The 20,016-nt window shown below is 72.7% G+C and carries 17 protein-coding genes; 11 read left to right on the top strand and 6 right to left on the bottom strand.

Going from position 1 to position 20,016, the window contains the following annotated elements; translation table 11 throughout:
- Positions 1–89: 89 nt before the first annotated feature.
- Positions 90–1,871 (top strand): SIP domain-containing protein, encoded by a 1,782-nt coding sequence (locus tag ACZ466_RS45550; RefSeq protein WP_378287341.1) that lies wholly within the window; start codon positions 90–92, stop codon positions 1,869–1,871.
- 87 nt (positions 1,872–1,958) lie between these two features.
- A complete protein-coding gene (locus ACZ466_RS45555) occupies positions 1,959–2,633 on the top strand; it encodes a DUF1275 family protein (protein WP_378287342.1) in 675 nt (224 codons plus the stop codon).
- Positions 2,634–2,688: 55 nt separating this feature from the next.
- Here ACZ466_RS45555 and ACZ466_RS45560 read toward each other — a convergent pair whose 3' ends face one another.
- The 5 genes from ACZ466_RS45560 to ACZ466_RS45580 form a co-directional block, all read right to left on the bottom strand.
- Positions 2,689–3,222, bottom strand: coding sequence for a GTP-binding protein (locus tag ACZ466_RS45560; RefSeq protein WP_378287370.1), 534 nt, complete (start codon positions 3,220–3,222; stop codon positions 2,689–2,691).
- Positions 3,223–3,295: 73 nt separating this feature from the next.
- The gene (locus ACZ466_RS45565; protein WP_378287343.1) at positions 3,296–3,670 is read right to left on the bottom strand and encodes a DUF742 domain-containing protein; all 375 of its coding nucleotides are present in this window, start codon (positions 3,668–3,670) and stop codon (positions 3,296–3,298) included.
- 9 nt (positions 3,671–3,679) lie between these two features.
- Positions 3,680–4,150 carry a roadblock/LC7 domain-containing protein gene (locus ACZ466_RS45570; RefSeq protein ID WP_378287344.1) on the bottom strand — a complete coding sequence of 157 codons (471 nt, stop codon included), beginning with the start codon at positions 4,148–4,150 and terminating at the stop codon, positions 3,680–3,682.
- Complete coding sequence (locus ACZ466_RS45575; protein ID WP_378287345.1) at positions 4,147–6,675, bottom strand: sensor histidine kinase; 2,529 nt, start codon at positions 6,673–6,675, stop codon at positions 4,147–4,149. The genes ACZ466_RS45570 and ACZ466_RS45575 overlap by 4 nt, the downstream gene beginning before the upstream one ends.
- Positions 6,676–7,595: 920 nt before the next feature.
- On the bottom strand, positions 7,596–8,846 hold the full coding sequence (locus ACZ466_RS45580; RefSeq protein WP_378287346.1) for an oxygenase MpaB family protein: 1,251 nt from the start codon (positions 8,844–8,846) through the stop codon (positions 7,596–7,598).
- A 176-nt stretch (positions 8,847–9,022) separates the two neighbouring features.
- Between ACZ466_RS45580 and ACZ466_RS45585 the strand changes: the two genes are divergently transcribed.
- Positions 9,023–9,715 carry a TetR/AcrR family transcriptional regulator gene (locus ACZ466_RS45585; protein ID WP_378287347.1) on the top strand — a complete coding sequence of 231 codons (693 nt, stop codon included), beginning with the start codon at positions 9,023–9,025 and terminating at the stop codon, positions 9,713–9,715.
- On the opposite strand, the gene ACZ466_RS45590 is transcribed toward ACZ466_RS45585, so the two are convergent.
- Positions 9,615–10,610, bottom strand: coding sequence for a hypothetical protein (locus tag ACZ466_RS45590; RefSeq protein WP_378287349.1), 996 nt, complete (start codon positions 10,608–10,610; stop codon positions 9,615–9,617). The two genes, ACZ466_RS45585 and ACZ466_RS45590, sit on opposite strands and share 101 nt — an antisense overlap.
- 322 nt (positions 10,611–10,932) lie before the next feature.
- Between ACZ466_RS45590 and ACZ466_RS45595 the strand changes: the two genes are divergently transcribed.
- Genes ACZ466_RS45595 through ACZ466_RS45630 form a run of 8 tightly spaced genes read left to right on the top strand, consistent with a single transcriptional unit; the run spans position 10,933 to position 19,979 of the window.
- Positions 10,933–11,718, top strand: a complete 786-nt coding sequence (locus ACZ466_RS45595; protein ID WP_378287350.1) for an MlaE family ABC transporter permease — start codon at positions 10,933–10,935, stop codon at positions 11,716–11,718.
- The gene (locus tag ACZ466_RS45600; protein WP_378287351.1) at positions 11,718–12,581 is read left to right on the top strand and encodes an ABC transporter permease; all 864 of its coding nucleotides are present in this window, start codon (positions 11,718–11,720) and stop codon (positions 12,579–12,581) included. Before ACZ466_RS45595 ends, ACZ466_RS45600 begins: the two co-directional genes overlap by 1 nt.
- A complete protein-coding gene (locus tag ACZ466_RS45605; protein WP_378287352.1) occupies positions 12,578–13,600 on the top strand; it encodes an MCE family protein in 1,023 nt (340 codons plus the stop codon). Before ACZ466_RS45600 ends, ACZ466_RS45605 begins: the two co-directional genes overlap by 4 nt.
- 1 nt (position 13,601) lies before the next feature.
- On the top strand, positions 13,602–14,726 hold the full coding sequence (locus ACZ466_RS45610; RefSeq protein WP_378287353.1) for an MCE family protein: 1,125 nt from the start codon (positions 13,602–13,604) through the stop codon (positions 14,724–14,726).
- Positions 14,727–15,788: an MlaD family protein gene (locus tag ACZ466_RS45615; RefSeq protein WP_378287354.1), complete on the top strand. Its 1,062-nt coding sequence runs from the start codon at positions 14,727–14,729 to the stop codon at positions 15,786–15,788.
- The gene (locus tag ACZ466_RS45620; RefSeq protein ID WP_378287355.1) at positions 15,785–16,828 is read left to right on the top strand and encodes an MCE family protein; all 1,044 of its coding nucleotides are present in this window, start codon (positions 15,785–15,787) and stop codon (positions 16,826–16,828) included. The genes ACZ466_RS45615 and ACZ466_RS45620 overlap by 4 nt, the downstream gene beginning before the upstream one ends.
- Complete coding sequence (locus tag ACZ466_RS45625) at positions 16,825–17,907, top strand: MlaD family protein (RefSeq protein ID WP_378287356.1); 1,083 nt, start codon at positions 16,825–16,827, stop codon at positions 17,905–17,907. Before ACZ466_RS45620 ends, ACZ466_RS45625 begins: the two co-directional genes overlap by 4 nt.
- Positions 17,904–19,979, top strand: a complete 2,076-nt coding sequence (locus ACZ466_RS45630; protein WP_464041952.1) for an MCE family protein — start codon at positions 17,904–17,906, stop codon at positions 19,977–19,979. The genes ACZ466_RS45625 and ACZ466_RS45630 overlap by 4 nt, the downstream gene beginning before the upstream one ends.
- The last annotated feature ends 37 nt before the right edge of the window (positions 19,980–20,016 follow it).

A 20,016-nucleotide genomic window follows, 5' to 3' on the forward strand; every position in this document is an offset into this window, starting at 1 on the left:
CGAGCGCCGGCGGCGTGGCCCCGGGAGGTCATAGTAGGTTAGCCTAACCTAATTAAAATGATCTTTGGCTGACGAGAAGGACGTGGAGCATGGCCGCCCGCGAGCACAAGGCGTTCCCGATCGTGGTCCGCGACCTGGAGGTCCTGGACGCCTTCGACGTCACGCCCCGGACGCGCCGGGTCGTGCTGACCGGCGCCCAGCTCGGCGCGTTCGAGAACGGCGGCCACCGGATCGCCCCGTTCCGCACCGAGAACGCCGACGACCACGTCAAGCTGATCGTGCCCGGGGCCGGGGTCGTCCCGCCCGTCCAGGAGGACGGCCACCTGGACTGGCCGCCCGGGACGATCGAGCGGGCCCGCGACTACACCCCGCGCCGCTACGACCCCGATGCCCGCCGCCTCGAGCTGGACTTCGTCCGCCATGCCGGCGGGCCCGCGGCGGAGTGGGCCGGACGCGCCCGTCCCGGCGACCGCGTCCTCGTCGCCGGCCCCCGCGGGACCACCGTCCTCCCCGCCGGCATCGACTGGTACTTCCTGGCCGGCGACGAGACGGCCCTGCCCGCCATCGCGCGCCGCATCGAGGAACTGCCCGCCGGCACCCCGGTCACCGCGGTCGTCTCGGTCGCCTCCGCCGGCGAGGAGCAGACCTTCGACCACCGTGCCGACCTCGACCTCACCTGGGTCCACCGCGACACCGCCGGACCCGGCGCCCTGATGGACGCCGTCCGGGCCGCGCCCTGGAGGACGGGCCAGGTGTACGCGTGGGCGGCCGGAGAGGCCGGCATGCTGCGCCCGATCCGGCGCTGGCTCGAGCAGGACAGGCGGGTCCCGGCCGGCCGCACCGACATCGCCGGCTACTGGCGGGCGGGCCGCGCCCAGCACGAGACGTCGCAGGAAATGGACCGGCTCAGGCACGCCGCCTCCCTCGCCGTCCCGTACGCGATCCGCGCCGCCGTCACCCTCGACCTCGCCGAGCACGTGACCGACGGGCGCACCACGGTCCCGGACCTCGCCGCGGCCGCCGGCGCCCGCCCCCGCGGCATCCGCAAGATCCTCGCCGTGCTCGCGCACCAGGGGTACTTCACCCTCGGCGCCGACGACGTCGTCGCCCTCACCCCGGCGGGGACGTTCCTGCTCGAGGAACAGGTGCACGGCAGGCTCGACCACCGCAACGGATACGCCCGCCTCGACGACTCCTGGCCCGGCCTGCTGCACGCCGCGCGCACCGGCGAGTCCGGGTTCGAGCACGCCGCCGGCCACTCCTTCTGGGCAGAGCTGGCCGGCGACGAGCGGCTCGGCCGGACCTTCGACGGCGACCTGGCCCGGTGGTCGGGCACCTGGTCGCCGGACCTCGTCAAGGCACTGGCCCTCACCGGCGAGCATCTCGTCGACGTCGGCGGCGGAACCGGAACGTTCCTGGCCCACGTGCTGGCGGAGGCGCCCGGAGTCCGCGCGACCCTCGTGGAACTGCCCACCACCGCCGAGCGCGCCCGCGCCCACCTCGCCGAGCGCGGCCTCGCCGACCGCGTCGCCATCGCCGCCCAGAGCTTCTTCGAGGAGCTGCCGGCGGGCCGGGACCTCTACCTCCTGGCACAGGTCCTGCACGACTGGCCGGACGAGGAGGCGGTCGCCATCCTGACCCGGGTCGCCGAGGCGGCGCGCGGCCGCCGCGTCGTCGTGCTCGAACGCGTCGCGACCCCGGCCGACGAAGCGGGCACCGCCGCGTTCGACCTGCAGATGTACACCGTCTTCGGCAGCGGCGAACGCGACCGCGACGAGTTCGCCGCCCTGGGGGAGCGGGCCGGGCTCCGCCTGGAGTCCGCCACCCGGATCCACGCCAACCTGCACGCGATCGAATTCCGCACCGCCTGAACGGCGACCGGACCTCCCGTTCAAAGGTCGGGTCGTGTCCGGTGTGGCGGCGGCGCGGATCGCGCCGCCGCCGATGAAGGTGGACGCATGCGTCTCAGGCTGCGCGTTCCGGAGTCCGGCCTCGCCCGTACGGCTCTGACGCTCACTGTGGTGGCGGGCCTGGTGGACGCCGCCGCGTTCATGGTCCTCGGCGGTGTGTTCGTCGCCAACCAGACGGGCAACTGCGTGCTGCTGGCCATCGGCATCGCCGAGCGCATCCCGATCGGCGACGCGGGCGCGGACAGGCCGCACGCCGGCGTGACGGGACCGCTGATGTCCCTGGCGGCGTTCTGTGCCGGCGCGGCGGCCGCGGGATGGGGCGGCCTCCGCGTTCCGCGGCGCGTGGCCGCGTTCTTGCCGTTGCTGGGCGCGGAGGCGCTGCTGCTCGCCGCGGCGGCGGCCCTGCCCGGTCCGGACTGGGCGCGCGTGGGTCTGGTGGCCGCCGCGATGGGCGTCCAGAGCGTTCAGGCGGTACGGCTGGAGGTTCCAGGCGTGACCACCACGGTGGTGACCGGCACCCTGGCCTCGCTCTTCGACAAGCTCACCGACGAGCGCCCCCGGCGGCGCGGCACGGGCCTGCTCACGCTGGTCTGGGTGCTCTACATCGCCGGCGCGGTGGCCGGCGCCCTGGGCGCCCGCCTCTGGTCGTTCACCGCGGTCTGCTGGTGCGCGGTGGCGCTGACCGTCCTACGGGCCGCCCTCAGCGAACCGCCCGGCCGTTGAAGGTCCCAGGGGCAAGCACCATCGCACTACCGGGCCATCGCGCCCCTGGGACCTCTCAGGAGAGTTCGAGGGCGTGCTCGACCAGCGTGATGAGCACGCTCTTGACCGAGTCGCGCTGACGGGCGTCGCACAGGACGATCGGGATCTGCGGGTCCACGTCCAGCGCGGTGCGGATCTGCTTCAGCGTGTGGGTGCGGGTCCCGTCGAAGCAGTTGACGGCCACGACGAACGGGGTGTCGCGCTGCTCGAAGAAGTCGATGGAGTCGAAGCTGGCGGTCAGCCGGCGGGTGTCGGCCAGCACCACCGCCCCGATCGCCCCGTAGGCCATCTCCTCCCACATGAACCAGAACCGCTCCTGGCCCGGCGTGCCGAACAGGTAGAGGGTGATGCCGTCGTTGAAGGCCAGGCGGCCGAAGTCCATGGCCACGGTGGTGGTGGTCTTTCCCTCCACCCCGTGCAGGTCGTCCACCTTGCTGCCGACGTCGGTGAGCGCCTCCTCGGTGCGCAGCGGGCGGATCTCGCTGACCGCCCCCACCATCGTGGTCTTGCCGGCGCCGAACCCCCCGGCCACCAGGATCTTCAGCGCCATGTGCGCGTCGGTGGGGGCCAGGAGGGTGTTGCGCCAGTCACCGGCTGCTCGCGGGGACAGGGACGACGGGGTGTCAGAGGGCGCGGAGGTCATCGAGAACTCTCTTGAGGATTTCGGGGGAGGGTCGTTCGGCCAGTGGCGCCGAGCGCTGCTCCTCGACCAGTCCCTGCTGGTACAGGTCGGCCACCAGCACCCGCATCACGCCCAGAGGCAGGTCCAGCTCGGAGGTCAGATCGGCCAGGGTCATCGGGTTGCGGCACAGGTCGAGCAGCCGCTGCTGCTCCTGGGACAGGCGCGCCCGCTCGTTCGGGGAACGCCCGGTGACGACCAGCATCGTGACCAGGTCCAGGCGGACGCCCTGGACCCGGGTGCGGCCGCGGGTCAGCGCATACGGGCGCACCATCGGCCCGGCGTCCGCGTCGATCCAGCGCTCTCTCGGGGACTCCATGTCCGCGGCTCATATCGCGTCGCGCGAGGAACCGGCCATTCCTGGTGAGGCGCCCGCGTCCGCCGGATCCGAACCGGGCGCGGAGTCGGAGCGGGGAGTGGCCGCCAGCTGCTTGCGCACGCGTTTGACCAGCATCGCCATCTCGTAGCCGACCAGACCGGTGTTGCCGCCCGCGTCGGCGAGCACCGCCAGGCAGCTGCCGCTGCCCGCGGCGCAGATGAAGAACAGCGCGTCGTTCATCTCCACGATCGTCTGCCGCACCTCGTCCTTGCCGAAGTGCTCGCGCGCGCCCCTGGCCAGGCTGTGGAATCCGGAGGAGAGCGCGGCGATGTGCTCGGCCTCCTCCCGGCTCACCCCGCGTGAGGCGCCCATCAGGAGGCCGTCGCGCGACAGCAGCACGGCCTGCTGCACCTCGCCCACGCGGTCGACGAGCTCGTCCAGAAGCCAGCTGAAATCTCCGGCCATGCGCTGCCGTGTCATGGATTCCCCCGCTCGATTCGTTCATCGAACACTGCCGATCCGTCCGTTTCCACATCCTCGTCCTCGCCGCGGGCCGCAGTCCAGCCCGACTGCAGGGACGAGAGCAGATCGCGGTTGGTCTCCGCCGGCCGGTCGCCGAAGCCCTGCTCGTCCCCGCCCGTGCCGCGGCCGGTCGGGAACTCCGACGTCCCCTCCCGCGACCTGGGCGCGGAGCGCAGCTGCGGCGCCAGATTCCGCTGCCGGACCCGACGCGGCAGCCCGCCGGTCTCCGCGTCGTACGCGGCCTCCTGCCCGTCGGCACGCCCCATTCCGGGCACGTCCTCCGCGAGCAGCGGCGGCGGGGGCGGGGCTGCGGGCCGCGCCTGAGGCGGCACCGGCGGCACTGGCGGCACCGGCGGCGCGGGGGGAGCGGGAGGCGGCGCGGCGCGGTGCCGTCCTCCGACCGGCGTCTGCTCCATCGCGGGCCCGGGCGGCACCAGCGCCGGGGGCGCCGGCTCGGCCTGGAGGACCCGCCCGGTCCGGGCGGCCGGCCAGGGCGCGCTTCCGTTCTGGACGGCCCGCGAGGTGGGCGCGGCCTCGCCGTCGGCCAGCAGCGCGGTGGGCAGCAGCACGACGGCGGTGACGCCGCCGTAGGCGGACGGCTGCAGCACCACCTGGATCTCGTGCCGCGCGGCCAGCCGGGCCACCACGAACAGGCCCAGCCGGTCGCTGTCGGCCAGGTCGAACTCCGGCGGGTCGGCCAGCCGCCGGTTGGTCTCCGCCAGGTCGTCGGCGTCCAGGCCGATCCCGCGGTCGACCACCTCGACGGCCAGCCCGTTGCCGACCTGGTCGGCCCGTACCAGCACCTCGGTGTTGGGCGGCGAGAACGCGGTCGCGTTCTCGATCAGCTCGGCCAGCAGGTGCACCACGTCGGCCACCACCGAGCCCTCCACCCGGGACGGGGACAGCGCCATGACGTCCACCCGCGCGTAGTCCTCGACCTCGGCGACGGCCGCGCGCAGCAGCTGCTCCACCGGGACAGGCTCGCTCCACCCGCGCACGTTCTGCTTGCCGGACAGGATGACCAGGCCCTCGGCGTGCCGCCGCATGCGGGTGGTCAGGTGGTCCAGGCGGAACAGGTCCTCCAGCTCGTCGGGGTCGGAGGTGCGGCGCTCCATCGCGTCCAGCAGCCGCAGCTGCCGGTGCAGCAGCGACTGGCTCCGCCAGGCCAGGTTGATGAACACCCGGCTGATGCCCGCGCGCACCTGCGCCTCGCCGACCGCGGTCTCGATCGCGGTGCGCTGCACCGTGCCGAACGCCTCGGCGACCGAGGCGATCTCGGCGGTGCGGCCGCCCTTGATGTCCGGGGCCTCGTCCGCGACGTTGACCTCCTCGCCCCGGCGCAGCCGGCCCACGACCCTGGGCAGCCGCTGGTGGGCCAGCTCCTGCGCCGCCCGCTGCAGGTCGCGCAGCTCGACCGAGATGCCGCGGGCGAACCGCCACGACAGCACGACCGAGGCGACCACGATCGCCAGGCCCAGGCCGCCGACCAGCGCCAGCTGGTACGTCACCGCCCGGCCGTCCTTCTCGTGCTGGGTGTTCACCGCGCCGCCGGAGCCCTGCAGGGCCAGGAACCAGGACTGGGACGCGGCCGGGAGGGTCGAGCGCCAGTCCGCCAGCACGGTGGGCGACGGCCTGCGCGTCGGGGAGGCGATGATGGTCTGCTCGAGCTGCTGGAAGCGCGTGAACTGCGGCGACCGGTTCACCGCGCCCAGGATGTCGCGCACCGCCGTGTTGGAGGTGTTGAAGGAGAGGTCGGTCATGCGCCGGCGGTCGGCGGCCGCCTGCACGAACGCCGCGTACTCCGGCGCCGACAGCCACCGGCCGCGGGCCTGGGCGAGCGTGACGACCGCGTCCTCGCGCATCATGTGGTCGCGGGCCTGGGTGCTGTAGAGGTTCGCCACGGCCGCCTGGTAGGCCTTGACGTCGTTGGACGCCGTCGGGCCGGGCAGCATCCAGTTGGTGCTGTGGGCCAGGCTCGTGATCATGGTGGACAGCGTCCCGGTCGTCCTGTCGGACAGGGCGTTGTACTGGTTGACCGCGTCGAGCGGCGCGATCGACCGCGCGGCGACCCGGGCCCGGAGGGCGCCGATCCGGCCGTACTCGCGGTTCAGGTCGCCGATGGCCCGGATGGTCTCGCGGTCGGTGAGTTCGCTCGCGGCGGGGAGGGTCTTCTGGCGGAAGACCGCCAGCGCCCCGTCGGTGGCCTTCTGCCCTTGCTGGAGTTGCTCGACCCCCTGGGCGCCGCGGGACCCGAGGACCGCGGCCGTGGCGGCGCGTTCAAGGCGCAGCGTTTCCGAGACCATCCCGACCGGGGTTCCGATATCGTTCACGGCCCGGGTGAAGTCCGCCCTCGCCACCGCCGCGCTGACGGACGTGAAGGTGGCAAAAGCCCACAGCGCCACCAGCAACAGCAACGGCACGACGAGCAGCGCTGCGAGTCGGCGGCGGATAGGTCGCGACCGGACGCGCTTGCGCGAACTCATACTTTCGTCGTTCTTCGCCACACGCAACTCCATGGATCCAGCGGGCCCACAGTTCCAAGGGCCGCATACTCTACACGTAAAGGTGTAGATGTATAAGAAAGCAATCGCTTTCGACCCGTGCGAGTGGGCGTTAACCTCGCGTTTCGGACCGTGCGTGAGCGTGTGACCATCGTCTGTGACCGGCGTCACGATCGCGTGGGCCGGAGCGGCCGCCGACCCCGGCGAACTGGGCCGCTTTCGGCCGACGGCGCCTCGGCGGTGTAAGCGGTGGCGCATCGGCGGCGCCGCGTCCGGCGGGCCGTGGAAACGTTCGCGAATAAGGCGGCCGGCCGCGACGCAACAGGGCGAAAGCGCCGGCGGAAATCTCGCTCTGACCGATGGAGACGCCTATTGCCCCGTGGGCCGTCTCCTTCTCTTACGACCGGTTGGGCGTACGGCGTCATTTTCAGTCTCGCCGGAACGGCGAATGGCGGCGCCGGGCGCGACGGTTGCGCGCCGGGATTGCCCGGCCGGTGAACTCGTAACGACACCGGCGTCGAGCCCGGAGTCTCACATCGCGTTTCATGAGCTTGCGGGTGTGGGAGCGTTCCGCTGCCGGCCGCGGCTCGCTGCCGGGCCGGCGCCGGTGTCCTGACCTGGAGAGCAGGGCGAGGGGGTGGTCCTTACATCGCGGATTCGCTCCTCGCGGATTTCCCGAGTTCCTTCTGAAGGGGCCGGGAAAGCGGTGGTGAAGACGAGTGCCCTTCCTCCCCGCCGCCGTACGGGACGGGGCGGAACCGCCTCGGGCTCGGAAACTGTCAGATTCCGAGCCCGAGGTTGGCGAGGGGCGCTCGCGCGAAGCGAGCAGGGGGTGGGTGACGAGCCGGGACCGGTGGCCTACCTCCGCTCGCGGGGCCGCAGGACCGGCTCAGGCGTCCCGGTCAGTAGTCCGGGTTGTTGGCGTCCGGGATCTCGATGCTGATCGGCAGGTCGCCCCCGGACAGGACGAGCAGGGCCGCCAGGCGGAGGATCTCGTCGAAGGCCCAGTAGAACTTCTGCAGGGCCCCCGGTGCCTTCTCGAGGGAGAGCAGACCTTCGCGGACGAGGACGAAGGGCTCCCAGAGGGTCTCGAAGACCCCGTCCCACAGCGGCTCCCTGCGGATCTTCAGCGAGTTGGCGATCTCGTCACCGAGCACGTAGCGGGTGAGCGAGCCGAGGATGGGTTTGGTGATGTACCTGAGGGGGCCGCCCGGGATGATCGTGGCCATGTTGAGCAGCATGTCGGCCAGCTTGATGCCCTCGGGCGTCGCGGCCAGGATCGGGTCCAGGACCTGCTTGGCCTGGGAGTTGGCCTGGTCCCACGAGTTGGGGATGTACTCGTCCTTGATGCCGAGCATGTGGGCGCACACCTGCCACGAGTGCAGGAAGGCCGTGGACTCGTTGGCGGGGATCGGCACCTTCCACTTGACCAGGTTCTGCATGACGGTCGTGGGCAGGCTGTGCCAGGTCACCATCATGTCCGCCTGGCTGATCGGGATCGCCTCGTCGGCGACCTTCGACCAGTACGGGGACTTCGGCAGCAGGTGACGTACGCCCGCGTGCGCCAGCCGGGTCTTGACGCAGGTCACGATCATCTCGCCGTTGGGATCGTAGGCGTTCGACGTCCCGATGTCGTACCCGAGCTTGGCGGTCTTGGTGATGCGGTCGCGCATGTCCGCGCCGCCCTTGGAGTAGTAGACCGCGCGCGCCTCCCTGGGGATCATCGTGCTCATCATCCCGCTGGCGAAGCCGTAGGTGACGCCGAGGTAGAGCCCCCGCTTCTCGTTGAAGTCGACCGCGGTGGCGAGCTTGCCCTGGTCGGCCCACGACGGCAGCTGCCTGGCGCGCTCCATGAAGGCGCGCAGGTCGGCGGGCAGGCCGCTCGGCAGCGCCTGGCCGTTCTTGGTCCAGGTGCGCAGGAGCCTGTTGACCTGGGGCACGGCGCCCCGGTCGATCAGTGAGGCGACCAGCGTGTCGGCCTCCGGGTCCCAGACGCCGCGGGGGTCGGCGCCTGCACCCGCGCCGGCCACCGAGCCCTTGGGCGACCACGTCCACAGTGGGGCCGCCTGGGCGGGGGACGCGACGCTCAGCGCACCGACCGCGCCCAGCGTCCCTCCCGCCATCAACACGTTGCGCCTGCTGGGTGTGTCCATGCCTTCGCTCCTCCTCGGGGCTGAGAGCACCGTCCTGATACGGTGAAACGAGTTTTGCATCTGCGTATCATCGACGACAGATCCAATAAGAGCACACCGTGACGGCCGCCACAAGACCCGAACATGACGGCGGCCATCGGCCGGTGAGGCAGAATCAGTCGTCTAAGGAGGAGACCGTGGAACCTGCGCTGTCCGCCCTCATGGCGACCTCTGGCCCGGACTCGCTGCTCGAACGCGCGTACATCGACGCCGTCGAGCAGGTCGACGACATGGACGAGACCCGCGCGCGCGTGCTCGACGCCGCCTACGAGCAGTTCTGCCGGATGGGGATCCAGCGTTCCACCATGGAGGACGTCGCCAAGCGGGCCGGCGTCTCCCGGATCACGGTCTACCGCCGGTTCACCACCAAGGACGCGCTGGTCGAGCAGGTGGTGCGCCGGGAGTTCCGCCGCTACTTCGACCGGTTCCTCATCGACATCGACCAGGCCGAGACCGCCGCCGACCGGGTGGTGCTGGGCTTCGTGAGCTCGCTGCGCGCCATCCGCGGCAACCCGCTGATCGGCGGCCTGATCGACACGGAACCGGATCTGCTCGTCTCCTCGATGATCAGTGACGGCGGGCGGACCCTCGCCGCCGTGCGGGAGTTCGTCGCCGGCCAGCTCCGCCAGGAGCAGCGGGCGGGCAACGTGCCCGCCGACCTGGACACCGACTTCGTGGCCGAGATGATGGTGCGGGTCTCCGCCTCGTTCCTGGCGATCCCCAGCCATCTCATCGACCTCGATGACGACGATCAGCTGGCCGCAGTCGCCCGTCGGTTCCTCTTGCCCATGCTGGAACCGGCTCGCTCTCCGGACCGGCCTCAGGATTGACAGCGCCGCTTCCGGAACGTTCCGGTGCGGCGGCCTCGTACCGGGGGAGCACGGCGATGGCCGCGGCCAGCACGGCGATCCCGCCGGCCAGGAGGAGCGCCGTGGCCGTCCCGGCGGGCCATGTCTCCTTGTGCAGCAGGGTCCCGGTCAGCAGCAGGTGGGTCTTGGCGACGACGGTCGCGACCAGGACGACGACCAGCATCCGATGGCGCCGCAGGGCCACCTGCAACTGGGAGACGCCGAGCCCCGCCGCGATGACGAACAGGTACGGATAGGGCGTGCCCAGCAGATCGGCCGCCGAGAAGGGGAGCCGTGTCATGGCGTTGAGGGCCACCTCCGCGGTGCCGATGAGAACGCCGGCGGTGAGGCCGAAGACCACGCCCGTCGACGGGCGGGCGTGCCGTCCCACCGGCCCCGTCTCGTAGATGACGAAGAGCGCGATCGGCAGCATGAGGCAGGGCGCGACGATCACGGTGAGCAGCCGCGGCGACGGCGGATGCCCTGAGAGGGGGATGTCCGCGGTCGCCGCGGCCGTCATCGCCGTGGCGCCCGCGACCAGCGCGAGCGCCAGCAGTTCGCGGCCGCTGGGATGCTCGGTGAAGCAGAGCAGGGAGATGGCCGGCAGCATGGCCAGGGACGACACGAAGACGGGCTGGGCGATCGGCAGGGGGAGGGCGCTCAGAGCGTTCCACTGCAGGATCAGCCCGACGGCCATGACGACGGCGCCGGCGATGCTCAGGCGGGTGGTGAGCAGGCGGACCGCCAGCCTCGTCAGCGACGGGACGTCCGGCGGCCGCACCCGGTCGGCGGCGACCTTGAGCAGGGCGATCCCGGCGAAGTAGACGCCGGACGACGCGAACGCGGCGCAGACGGCCGGCCAGTCCTCCGGGGTCACGGCCGGACCCCGGACGGCGCTTCCGGACGATGCGCGCCGCGGCGTCGTCCCGCCTCGGACACCCGTTGACGGCGCGTTTGGGGGCGCGGTTGACGACGCATGGCATGCCTCCGACCAAGGACCTTTCCAGGTCGCGCTCTGCCGTGGAGCCCCGACGATAGCGCGCTATTGGCGGCCCGCCAATACTTCTCCCGATTCTATTGGCGTGCTGTCAATAAGTCGCTAGGGTGGCCCGTGCCGTGCGGCCCACGCTCCCGGGAACCGGCGAATCGTCGGGGGCGCGGGCCGCGCGGCGCACGGACGCTGGAAGGGAGGTGACGGCATGGCGACCGCACATGTCCCGGCGCGGATCCACGGGCTGCTCAACGAGGTCGGCGAGCTGTTCGTGGTCGCGCTGGAGGGCCTGCGCCGGACCTGGGACGTGCGCACCTGGTTCTGGGAGTTCATGGAGCAGGCCTGGTTCCTGGCCAGGGTGACGAGCCTGCCGGTGATCCTGGTGTCGCTGCCGCTGGGCGCCACCGTCGCGCTGCAGGTCGGCCAGCTCGCCGCGCAGCTGGGCGCCCAGTCGGCGACCGGGGGCGCGGTGGTGGTGGGCCTGGTCCGGGAGGTGGCGCCGATCGCCGCCGCGCTGATCATCGCGGGCGCGGGCGGCGCGGCGATGACCGCCGACATGGGTGCGCGCCGCATCCGCGACGAGCTGTCGGCGATGGAGGTGATGGCGGTCAACCCCGTGCACCGCCTGGTGACGCCGCGGCTGTGGGCGTCCGGCCTGATCGCGACGCTGCTGGCCTCGCTGGTCATCGCCTCGGGGGCGGCCGGCGGGTTCGTGTTCAACGTGCTGCTGCAGGACGTGACGCCCGGCGCCTACTTCGACGGCGCGGTGTCCCTGCTGCAGACCTCCGACCTGCTGGTGACGCTGCTGAAGTCGTGGCTGTTCGGGCTGGTCGCGGCGGTCGTCGCCTGCTACATGGGGATGAGCTGCGAGAGCAGCCCCGTGGGCGTGGGACGCGCGGTGAACCGGTCGATCGTGGTCGCGTTCATGCTGGTGTTCGCCCTCAACTACGTGATCACGACGGTGTACTTCGTCGCGTTCCCGCCCAAGATCTGATGGCCGGCCCGCTCCTTTCCCCGCGGACCGCCGCACGGGCGGCGGTGCTCGGCACGGCGGTGCGGCGCGGCGGCGACCTGGCGCAGTGGCCGGTGTTCGTGCAGCGGGTGCTGCTGTACTCGCTGCGCGACCTGGTGTGGCGGCGCAAGTACGCCAAGACCGTCGCCGGGCACGTCAGCGACATCGTGGTCGGCGCCGGGGCCACGGTGGTCGGCGGCGGCATGATCTTCGTGATCTTCACCATGGCGTTCTTCGTGGGCACCGAGGTCGGGCTGCAGGGCTACACCGGGCTGCGCTCGATCGGCGCCGAGTCGTTCATGGGGCTGGTCGGGTCGTTCGCCAACGTCCGCGAGATCACCCCGGTGATCGCGGCGGTCGCGCTGGCCGCGCAGTGCGGCTCGGCGTTCACCGCCGAGCTGGGCGCGATGCGCATCTCCGAGGAGATCGACGCGCTGGAGGTCATGGGCATCGCCTCCTTCGCCTACCTGGTCTGCACCCGGGTGGTGGCCGCGCTGATCGCGCTGGTCCCGCTGTACCTGATCGCGCTGTTCGCCAGCTTCTTCGCCACCCGGCTGATCAGCACCGAGTTCTTCGACCTGGCGCCGGGCGTCTACGACTACTACTTCCGGCTCTACCTGCCGACGATCGACCTGGTCTACAGCTCGGTCAAGGTCGCGATCTTCTCCTTCGCGGTGATCACCATCCACTGCTTCTACGGCTACTACGCCACCGGCGGCCCCGCCGGGGTGGGGCAGGCGGCGGGCCGGGCGATCCGGCTGTCGATCATCACCATCGTCACCCTGAACCTGCTGCTGTCCTACGTGTTCTGGGGCGGCGGCGCGACCGTGAGGCTCACCGGATGAACCACGACCTTCCGCCGGGCCGGGCGCTGCTCATCTCCGTGCTCACCCTCGCCGCCGCGGCGCTGGCGGTGTACGTGCTGGCGGCCCGCCCGCTGCGGGCCGAGGGCGTCCGCCTGACCGCCGAGTTCGGGCACGCCGGGCAGGGCCTGGGCGACGGCGCGCCGGTCAAGGTCCGCGGAGTGACCGTCGGCTCGGTGGAGCGGGCGGAGCTGACCCCCAGCGGCCGGGCCCGGCTCACCCTGCGGCTGGAGCCGGGGGTGCGGGTGCCCGCCACGGCCACCGCGGCGATCGAGCCGGCGTCGGCGTTCGGACCCAAGTTCGTCGACCTCGTCCCGGGAACGGGCGAGCGCGGCGGTCCCTACCTGGCCACCGGCGGGACCATCGCGCGCACCACCGACCCGCAGGACCTGTCCGACCTGCTCGCCGACGCCGACGCCACGCTGCGCGCGGTCGAGGCCACCGAGGTCTCCACCATCGTCCGCACGCTCGCCCAGGGGCTGCACGGGCAGGGCGCGCGGCTGCGCGGAACCATCGACCAGACCGGGACGCTGATGGACGTGGCGCACAGGCGGCGCGGCGAGGCCCGCCGCTTCATCGGCGACACCGCCGACCTGACCGGAACGCTCGCGTCGTCGGGCTCGGGCGACGACCTCGTCGCCGTCACCGGCGACGCCAACACGCTCATCACCACGGCCGCCGCGGGCGGCCGCGACCGCCTCGGCCGGTTCGCCGACCAGCTGGCGGAGATCTCCGCGCTGGTCTCGCACGGCTTCGACAAGCGGGGCCGGCAGGTCGGCGAGGGGTTCCGGTCGGGGGAGCGGGCCGCCGCGCTCGTGTACGCCCAGCTCGGCCTGACCGGCGACGCGGTCCGCACGGGCAACCGGCTGCTGCCGCTGTACGGGGAGCTGACCTCGCTGCGCGGCCCGGAGGGGAAGAACTACCTGCGCAGCCAGGGGTGGCTCCCCACCGACCCGTGCCGTCTGATCATCGGGGTGTGCGGTCCGACGGGAGGCCGCTGACATGGCGCGGCTGTCCGGGCTGTCCGCCCAGGGGCGGGCGCGGCTGGCGCTGACGGTGCGGGTGACGGCCTTCGTCGCGGTCACCGGGCTGCTGACCGCCTTCATCGGGGCGCAGATCGCCCGGGTGAGCTTCGAGGACGGCCGGTCGCTGACCGCCACCTTCGACGACGCCAGCGGCCTGGCCGTCGGCGACCAGGTGAAGATCGCGGGCGCTCCGGTCGGCCGGGTCGAGGGCCTGCGGATCGTGGGCGGCCGCGCCCGCGTGGAGCTCTCCCTGAGCGCCTCGGTCACGGTTCCGTCCGACAGCGAGGCCGCGATCCGCTGGCGGGACGCCATGGGGCGCCGGGTCGTCTACCTGATTCCCGGCACCGCGCCCACACCGATGCGACCGGGGGCGCACATCACCCGCACCCGATCGGTCGTCGACGCCGGCGCCCTGGTCGACCAGCTGGCGCCGCTGACCAGGAGCATCGATCCCGGGCAGGTCAACCAGGTGCTGGTGTCGCTGGCGCAGGCGCTGGACGGCAACGCCGGCGAGCTGGACCGGCTGGTCGTGGGCGTGGACCGGCTCTCCTCCACGATCGCGGCCCGCCGCGGCACCCTGCGGCAGATGCTGGCCGACTACGCGACGATCACCGAGATCATCGCCCGCCGCGACCGGCAGATCGGCCGCGCGGTCGACGATCTCGTCAAGCTGAGCGGCGCGTTCGCCGACAACCGGCGGCTCATCGACGACGCGCTGGTGGAGCTCGCCGCCATGGCCGCCACCTCCGACAAGGTCCTGGCCGGCAACAGCCGGGAGCTCGCCGCGGTGATCGCGCGGCTGGCGGACTTCACCGCGGGCGTGCGGCGCAACAGCCGCACGGTGGCGGAGGTGATGGGCTCGGCGACGCCCAAGCTGCGGCACATCTTCGCGGCCGCCGACAACGGCGGCTACGTCGAGGCGGCCATTCCCTGCCTCACGCTGGCGGCGCCGCCCTGCCCGTACCCCACCCGCCTGCCCGGCGCGCGCGAGCCCGAGGGGAAGCGCGGCACCGGGAAGGCGGCCGGGCCCGCGGCGAGCTCGGGCGCCACCCGCATCGACTCCACCGGCGCCCTGCGCCGCCTCCTGGTGGGAGGGTCCTGAATGGCCTTGAGATCGTTCCGCGACCGGAACAGGATCGTGGTCGGGCTGGTGTCCGCCGGCTCGCTCCTCGCGCTGGTGGCCTCCGTCTACGTGGTCGGCACCCGCGGGCTGCTGCAGGACCGCTACACCGTCACCGGCGTGTTCGCCGAGACGGGCGGGCTGCGGGCCGGCGACGAGGTCCGCGTCGCGGGCATCCGGGCGGGCGAGGTCACCGCGGTCCGGCCGGACTACGGCCGGGCCCGGGTGCTGGCCACCTGGAAGGTCGACGCCGGGGTGGACCTGGGCCCGGCCACCCGCGCCGAGGTCAAGGTCGCCAACGTCCTCGGCGGCCGCTACCTGCGCCTGTCCGGCCCGGTCACCACACCGCACCTGGCCGACCTGCCGGAGGGGCGCCGCCGCATCCCGCTCGAACGCACCGGCACGCCCACCACGGTCAACGACGTCCTGAACGAGTCGACCAACACCATCACCCGGCTCGACAGCCACTCCATCAACCGCATCATGGCGGAACTGGGCGAGGTCGACCCGCACGACCGGGCCCGGCTCGGCCGCACGCTGGGCAACCTCGCCGACCTGGCGCGGACCGTCAACGACTCCGACCCCCAGATCGACAAGCTGCTCACCAACGGCGAACGGGTGCTCGACCTGGCCCGCAGCAAGGACCGGCAGCTGTCCCAGCTGCTCGCCAACGTGCAGATCATGCTGGACGAGCTGCGCCGGCGGCGCCAGGAGCTGTCGACGTTCCTCGGCGCCGGCGGGAGCACCGTCGCGGCGATGACCCGCCTGATCGACGAGCAGCAGCGGCGGCTGGTCACCGTCATCGACGACCTGCGCGGCACCCTGGGCACCCTGCGGCCCACCACGGGCGACTTCAACCAGCTCCTGGCCTGGGCGGGCCCGACGCTCAGCGGCCTCTCGGCGGCCGGCGGCAACGGGCCCTGGCTGGAGGTCCTGGCCACCGGCCTCGGCCCGCTGTCCCCCCAGGACCTGGCCGAACTCGCGCGTCAGCTGCCCGACGCCCGGCGGGCCCAGGCCAAGGCGACCCAAGGAGGCCGGCCGTGAAGCGGCTCATCGCGATCGCGCTCTCACTCGCCGTCACCGCCTCCGCCGGAGGATGCGCGGTGACCGCGCGCGGCGGCGACGGCTACCGGCTCACCGTCCACTTCGCCCGCACCACCTCGCTGTACGAGCAGTCGAGGGTGCGCGTCATGGGCGCCGACGCCGGGAGCATCACCTCCATCACCACCGAACGCGACCGGGTGCGCGTCGAGCTGGCCATCGACGCGGACGTGCCGGTGGCCCGGGACGCCCGCGCCGTCATCGCCTCGGCGAACGCGCTCGGCGAACGGTACGTCGAGCTGCGCCCCGCGTGGCGCCCCGGCCTGGCCAAGGCACCGCCCGGCATGGTCATCCCCGTCGAGCGCACCGAGCTGCCCGTCGAGATCGACGAGGCGCTCGCCGCGTTCGCCCGGCTCAACCGGTCCATCGACGGCCGCCGGCTCGGCTCGGCCGTGGCGCGCGGCGCCGACGGCGTCCAGGGGCACGGGCGCGACGTCAACGACGCGCTGCGCGGCACGGCCACCCTCACCCAGAACCTGGCGGCCCAGGACCAGCGGATCGTCAAACTCGCCGAAGGACTGCGCACGCTGGCGGCCGACCTCAACCACCGCGACCGCCGGCTCGGCGAGCTCATCGACTCCTTCTCCGCCACCAGCCGCACGCTGGCCGAGGAGCGCACCCGCCTGAACGGCTTCGTCGAGGGCCTGGCCGGCGCCATCCGCAAGAGCGAGGTGCTCGTCACCGCCTACCAGGAGACCCTGCCGAGCACGGTCACCGACCTGTCCAACATCGTGATGACCCTCAAGGCCAACGCCGGCTCCCTCGAACAGTCCATCGAAGCCCTCGGCAAGTTCGCCGACGTCGCCGTCCAGGCATGGGACCGGCAGAACCATGTCGCGACCATCCGCCTGGTCGTGCACGGCACCCTCCGCGCCTGGCTCCAGCCGCTGTTCACCGCGATGGGGTGGGGCACCGTCCCCTGCCTGGAGGGGCAGCCCGCACTGGCCAACTGCACCCCACCTCCCGGAAAGGCCCCGCGATGAGCGCACGCGAGATCCGCCCGGCCGGTCTGCGCGACCGTCCGGGCAAGCAGGGCCGGGCGGCGAGGCGGCCCCTGGTCCTGAAGGCCGTCGCCGTCCCGATGGCGCTGGTCGTGGTCGCGGGGACCGGCGGCTGCTCCCTGCAGACCATCGGCGCGCCCCGCGGCGACATGGTCCTCACCGCGACCTTCGACGACGTGCAGAGCCTGGTCGTCGGCCACAGCGTCCAGGTCTCCGACATCCGGGTCGGCACCGTCACCGGGATCCGGCTCAGCGGATTCCGCGCCCGGGTCACCATGGCCCTGCGCGACGACCGCCGCATCCCGGCCGGCACCACCGCGACCATCGCCAAGTCGTCCCTGCTCGGCGAGAACTACGTGCGCCTCGACCCGCCCCCCGGCCGCGACCTGCGCACCGGCCCGTTCCTGGCCCGCGGCGCGGCGATCGCGCAGACCTCCGTCCAGCCGGACCTGGAGCAGATCAGCGGACGGCTCGGCCCGCTCCTGGCCGCGCTGGGCGGCCAGGACCTGGCCACGATCACCGGCGAGTCCGCGGCCGCCCTCGGCGGCAAGGGCCGGCAGCTCAACACCCTCATCAAGAAGGCCGCCGACGTCTCCGACAGCTACGCCGCCTCCTCCTCCGAGCTCGGCCGCGCCCTCGACGACCTCGCCCGCCTCGGCGGCTCGCTGCGCAAGGGCCACGCCCAGATCGACAAGCTGCCGGGCAACGTGACGCTGGCGACCGAACGCCTCCAGGCCGACCGCGCCCAGCTCAAACGCGCCATCCAGCAACTGCTGAAACTCGCCCGCTCCTTCAACGCCAACGTGCAGGCCCGCCACGCCGACCGGCTGGCCACCCTGCTGCGCCGCGCCGACGCGCTGCTCGCCTCCGCCGTACGGGGCGGGGAAGACCTCAAGGTACTGGCGAACGCCGTGCTCACCTTCCTGCGCGGCCCCTCGGTCTCCCACAGCGGCCAGGCACTGCTCTTCCTCTGGATCAAGGGTTTCCTGCCGCAACCAGGAACCGCCGCCGAGGCGACCTCGCGCAAGCCCTGGAACGACCTGGCGGGACCGCGCCCATGAGACAGCCGCGCATCGCCATCAACCTCGTCTTCTTCGCCCTGCTGGGCGTGGTCCTGGCCGTGTGGGCGGTCCGGAGCATCATCAGCATCGACGCCCTCGAACGGCCCTTCCACGTCACCGCCGAATTCGCCACCTCGCCCGGCCTGAACCCCGACCTGGAGGTCACCCACCGGGGCGTGCGGGTCGGCACGGTCGGCCAGGTCCGGCTCCGGGAAGGCCACGTCGCCGTGCGGCTCGACCTGGAACGGGACGCGCGCGTCCCGTCCGCCGTCGGCGCCCGCGTGCTGCGCAAGTCGGCGATCGGCGAGCCCTACATCGAGCTCACGCAGCCGCCGCGGCCCGGGAACGCGATCCTGAAGGAGGGCGACCACATCCCGGTCGCGCGCACCGCGCCCACCGTCAACTACCAGGAGCTGTTCGCCGGACTCAGCCGGACGCTGCGGTCCGTCGACCCGCGCGACGCCCGGACGCTCGTGCACGAGGCCGCCACCGGCCTGCAGGGACGCGGCGACTCCATCAACGGCATCCTCGCCGACACCCACCAGCTCACCGCCACCCTGGCCGCCAACGCCGGCACCCTGGACGCGCTGTCGGTCGAGCTCACCCGGCTCACCGCCACGCTGTCCGGCCACCGCGGGGAACTGGCGTCCGGCATCGGCGACCTCGCCCGGGTCACCGCCTCGGTACGGCAGAGCCGCGGACAGCTCAACACCGTGCTGGAGGAGGGGCCCGCGGCCCTGCGCGAGGTGAACCGGCTCCTGGACAAGTCCCGCCCCGGCCTGGGCTGCCTGCTCACCGCCGCCGCCACCCCGTCCAGGCCGCTGCTCACCCCCGCCAACTCGGCCAAGGTCCGGCACGTCCTGGAGATGGTCCCCCACGCTCCAGGCCCTGGTCAGCGATGTCACCGCCCGGGACGCCTCCGGGGCCTACATGAGGGTCTCGCCCGTGATCACCGTTTCCGGCTCGCGGGCGGCCACCGAATACGCCAGTCCCGTCCCGCGCCCGAAGGCCCCGGCGATGGAGCTGTGCCCGGAGACCGGGAAGACGGCCAAGTCCGCCTCGTCCAAGGAAGAGAAGGAACGGCAGGCGGCCAGGACGCCGGCGACGCCCGCGCCGGGCGCGGCCGAGCCCACCATCACGGCGCGGCCCGTCGGCTCCGCCGACGAACAGACCGCCCCCTCGCGCTGGCTGCCGCTGCTGCCGCCCGGCGCGGGCCTGCTCGTGCTCGCGGTGGTCGTCTTCCAATCCGCACGAGCCCTACGCGCCGCCCGCATCCGCGCGCGGAGATGACCCCCAGAACGGAGGAGCGCATGCCAGCCAAGACGGAGACGAAAGAGCCCGCAGAGGTCGAGGACCTGGACGGCGAGGGCCGGGAGGACGCCCAGAGCAAGAGCAAGAAGGAAGACCAGGCCGACGAGCCGGAGGGCAAGGACCGGGACGGCGAGCAGCCGAAGGCGGACGACGACGCACCCGGAGACCGGGGCGGACGGCGCGCGCGCCTGCCCGGGCGGGCGACGCTGACCAGGGCGGTGTTCGCGCTCGTCCTGCTCGCGTCCGTCGTCACCGCGGGACTGCAGTGGCACCAGGCCGACCAGGCCGCGACCGTGGAGGGCGACCGGCGCGACGTCCGGGCCCGCGCCGGCGAGTTCGGGCAGGCCCTGCTCAGCTACGACCACCGCAACCTGCAGGCGGCCCGGAACCGCGTCCTCTCACTGGCCTCCGAAGACTTCGCCAAGACCTACGACGTCGCGTTCACCGGCGGCCTGGAGAGCGTCATCACCAGGCTCAAGGCCGACGCGACCGCCACCGTCCGCAGCGTCTACCTCGGCGACATCGACGACTCCACGGCGCGGGCGATCGTCGTCATGGACTCGGAGGTGCGCAGTTCGGCGGGCACGCGCCGCGTCCTGGGCTCCCACCTGGACATGCGGCTCGTACGCAAGGGCGAGCGGTGGCGCGTCACCGAGGTGACCTCGGTCGGCGCCGCCGACGAATCCATGACCGACCCCAACGGCAAGAAGCAGGGCGACGGAACCCCCCTTCCCACTCCCGCCCCCTCTTCCGGCGGCTGAGCGGCGGCCGCGGCCTGACACGCCGCCTCCGGCAGGT

The sequence above is a fragment of the Actinomadura rugatobispora genome (assembly GCF_055379765.1).

Excerpts from the sequence above, each read along its gene's own strand:
- ACZ466_RS45570 (WP_378287344.1), bottom strand. The coding sequence starts at position 4,150 with ATGACACGGCAGCGCATGGCCGGAGATTTCAGCTGGCTTCTGGACGAG.
- ACZ466_RS45615 (WP_378287354.1), top strand. The coding sequence starts at position 14,727 with ATGGCCTTGAGATCGTTCCGCGACCGGAACAGGATCGTGGTCGGGCTG.
- ACZ466_RS45605 (WP_378287352.1), top strand. The coding sequence starts at position 12,578 with ATGAACCACGACCTTCCGCCGGGCCGGGCGCTGCTCATCTCCGTGCTC.
- ACZ466_RS45600 (WP_378287351.1), top strand. The coding sequence starts at position 11,718 with ATGGCCGGCCCGCTCCTTTCCCCGCGGACCGCCGCACGGGCGGCGGTG.
- ACZ466_RS45610 (WP_378287353.1), top strand. The coding sequence starts at position 13,602 with ATGGCGCGGCTGTCCGGGCTGTCCGCCCAGGGGCGGGCGCGGCTGGCG.
- ACZ466_RS45630 (WP_464041952.1), top strand. The coding sequence starts at position 17,904 with ATGAGACAGCCGCGCATCGCCATCAACCTCGTCTTCTTCGCCCTGCTG.
- ACZ466_RS45625 (WP_378287356.1), top strand. The coding sequence starts at position 16,825 with ATGAGCGCACGCGAGATCCGCCCGGCCGGTCTGCGCGACCGTCCGGGC.
- ACZ466_RS45555 (WP_378287342.1), top strand. The coding sequence starts at position 1,959 with ATGCGTCTCAGGCTGCGCGTTCCGGAGTCCGGCCTCGCCCGTACGGCT.
- ACZ466_RS45575 (WP_378287345.1), bottom strand. The coding sequence starts at position 6,675 with ATGAGTTCGCGCAAGCGCGTCCGGTCGCGACCTATCCGCCGCCGACTC.
- ACZ466_RS45565 (WP_378287343.1), bottom strand. The coding sequence starts at position 3,670 with ATGGAGTCCCCGAGAGAGCGCTGGATCGACGCGGACGCCGGGCCGATG.
- ACZ466_RS45595 (WP_378287350.1), top strand. The coding sequence starts at position 10,933 with ATGGCGACCGCACATGTCCCGGCGCGGATCCACGGGCTGCTCAACGAG.
- ACZ466_RS45580 (WP_378287346.1), bottom strand. The coding sequence starts at position 8,846 with ATGGACACACCCAGCAGGCGCAACGTGTTGATGGCGGGAGGGACGCTG.
- ACZ466_RS45550 (WP_378287341.1), top strand. The coding sequence starts at position 90 with ATGGCCGCCCGCGAGCACAAGGCGTTCCCGATCGTGGTCCGCGACCTG.
- ACZ466_RS45560 (WP_378287370.1), bottom strand. The coding sequence starts at position 3,222 with ATGGCGCTGAAGATCCTGGTGGCCGGGGGGTTCGGCGCCGGCAAGACC.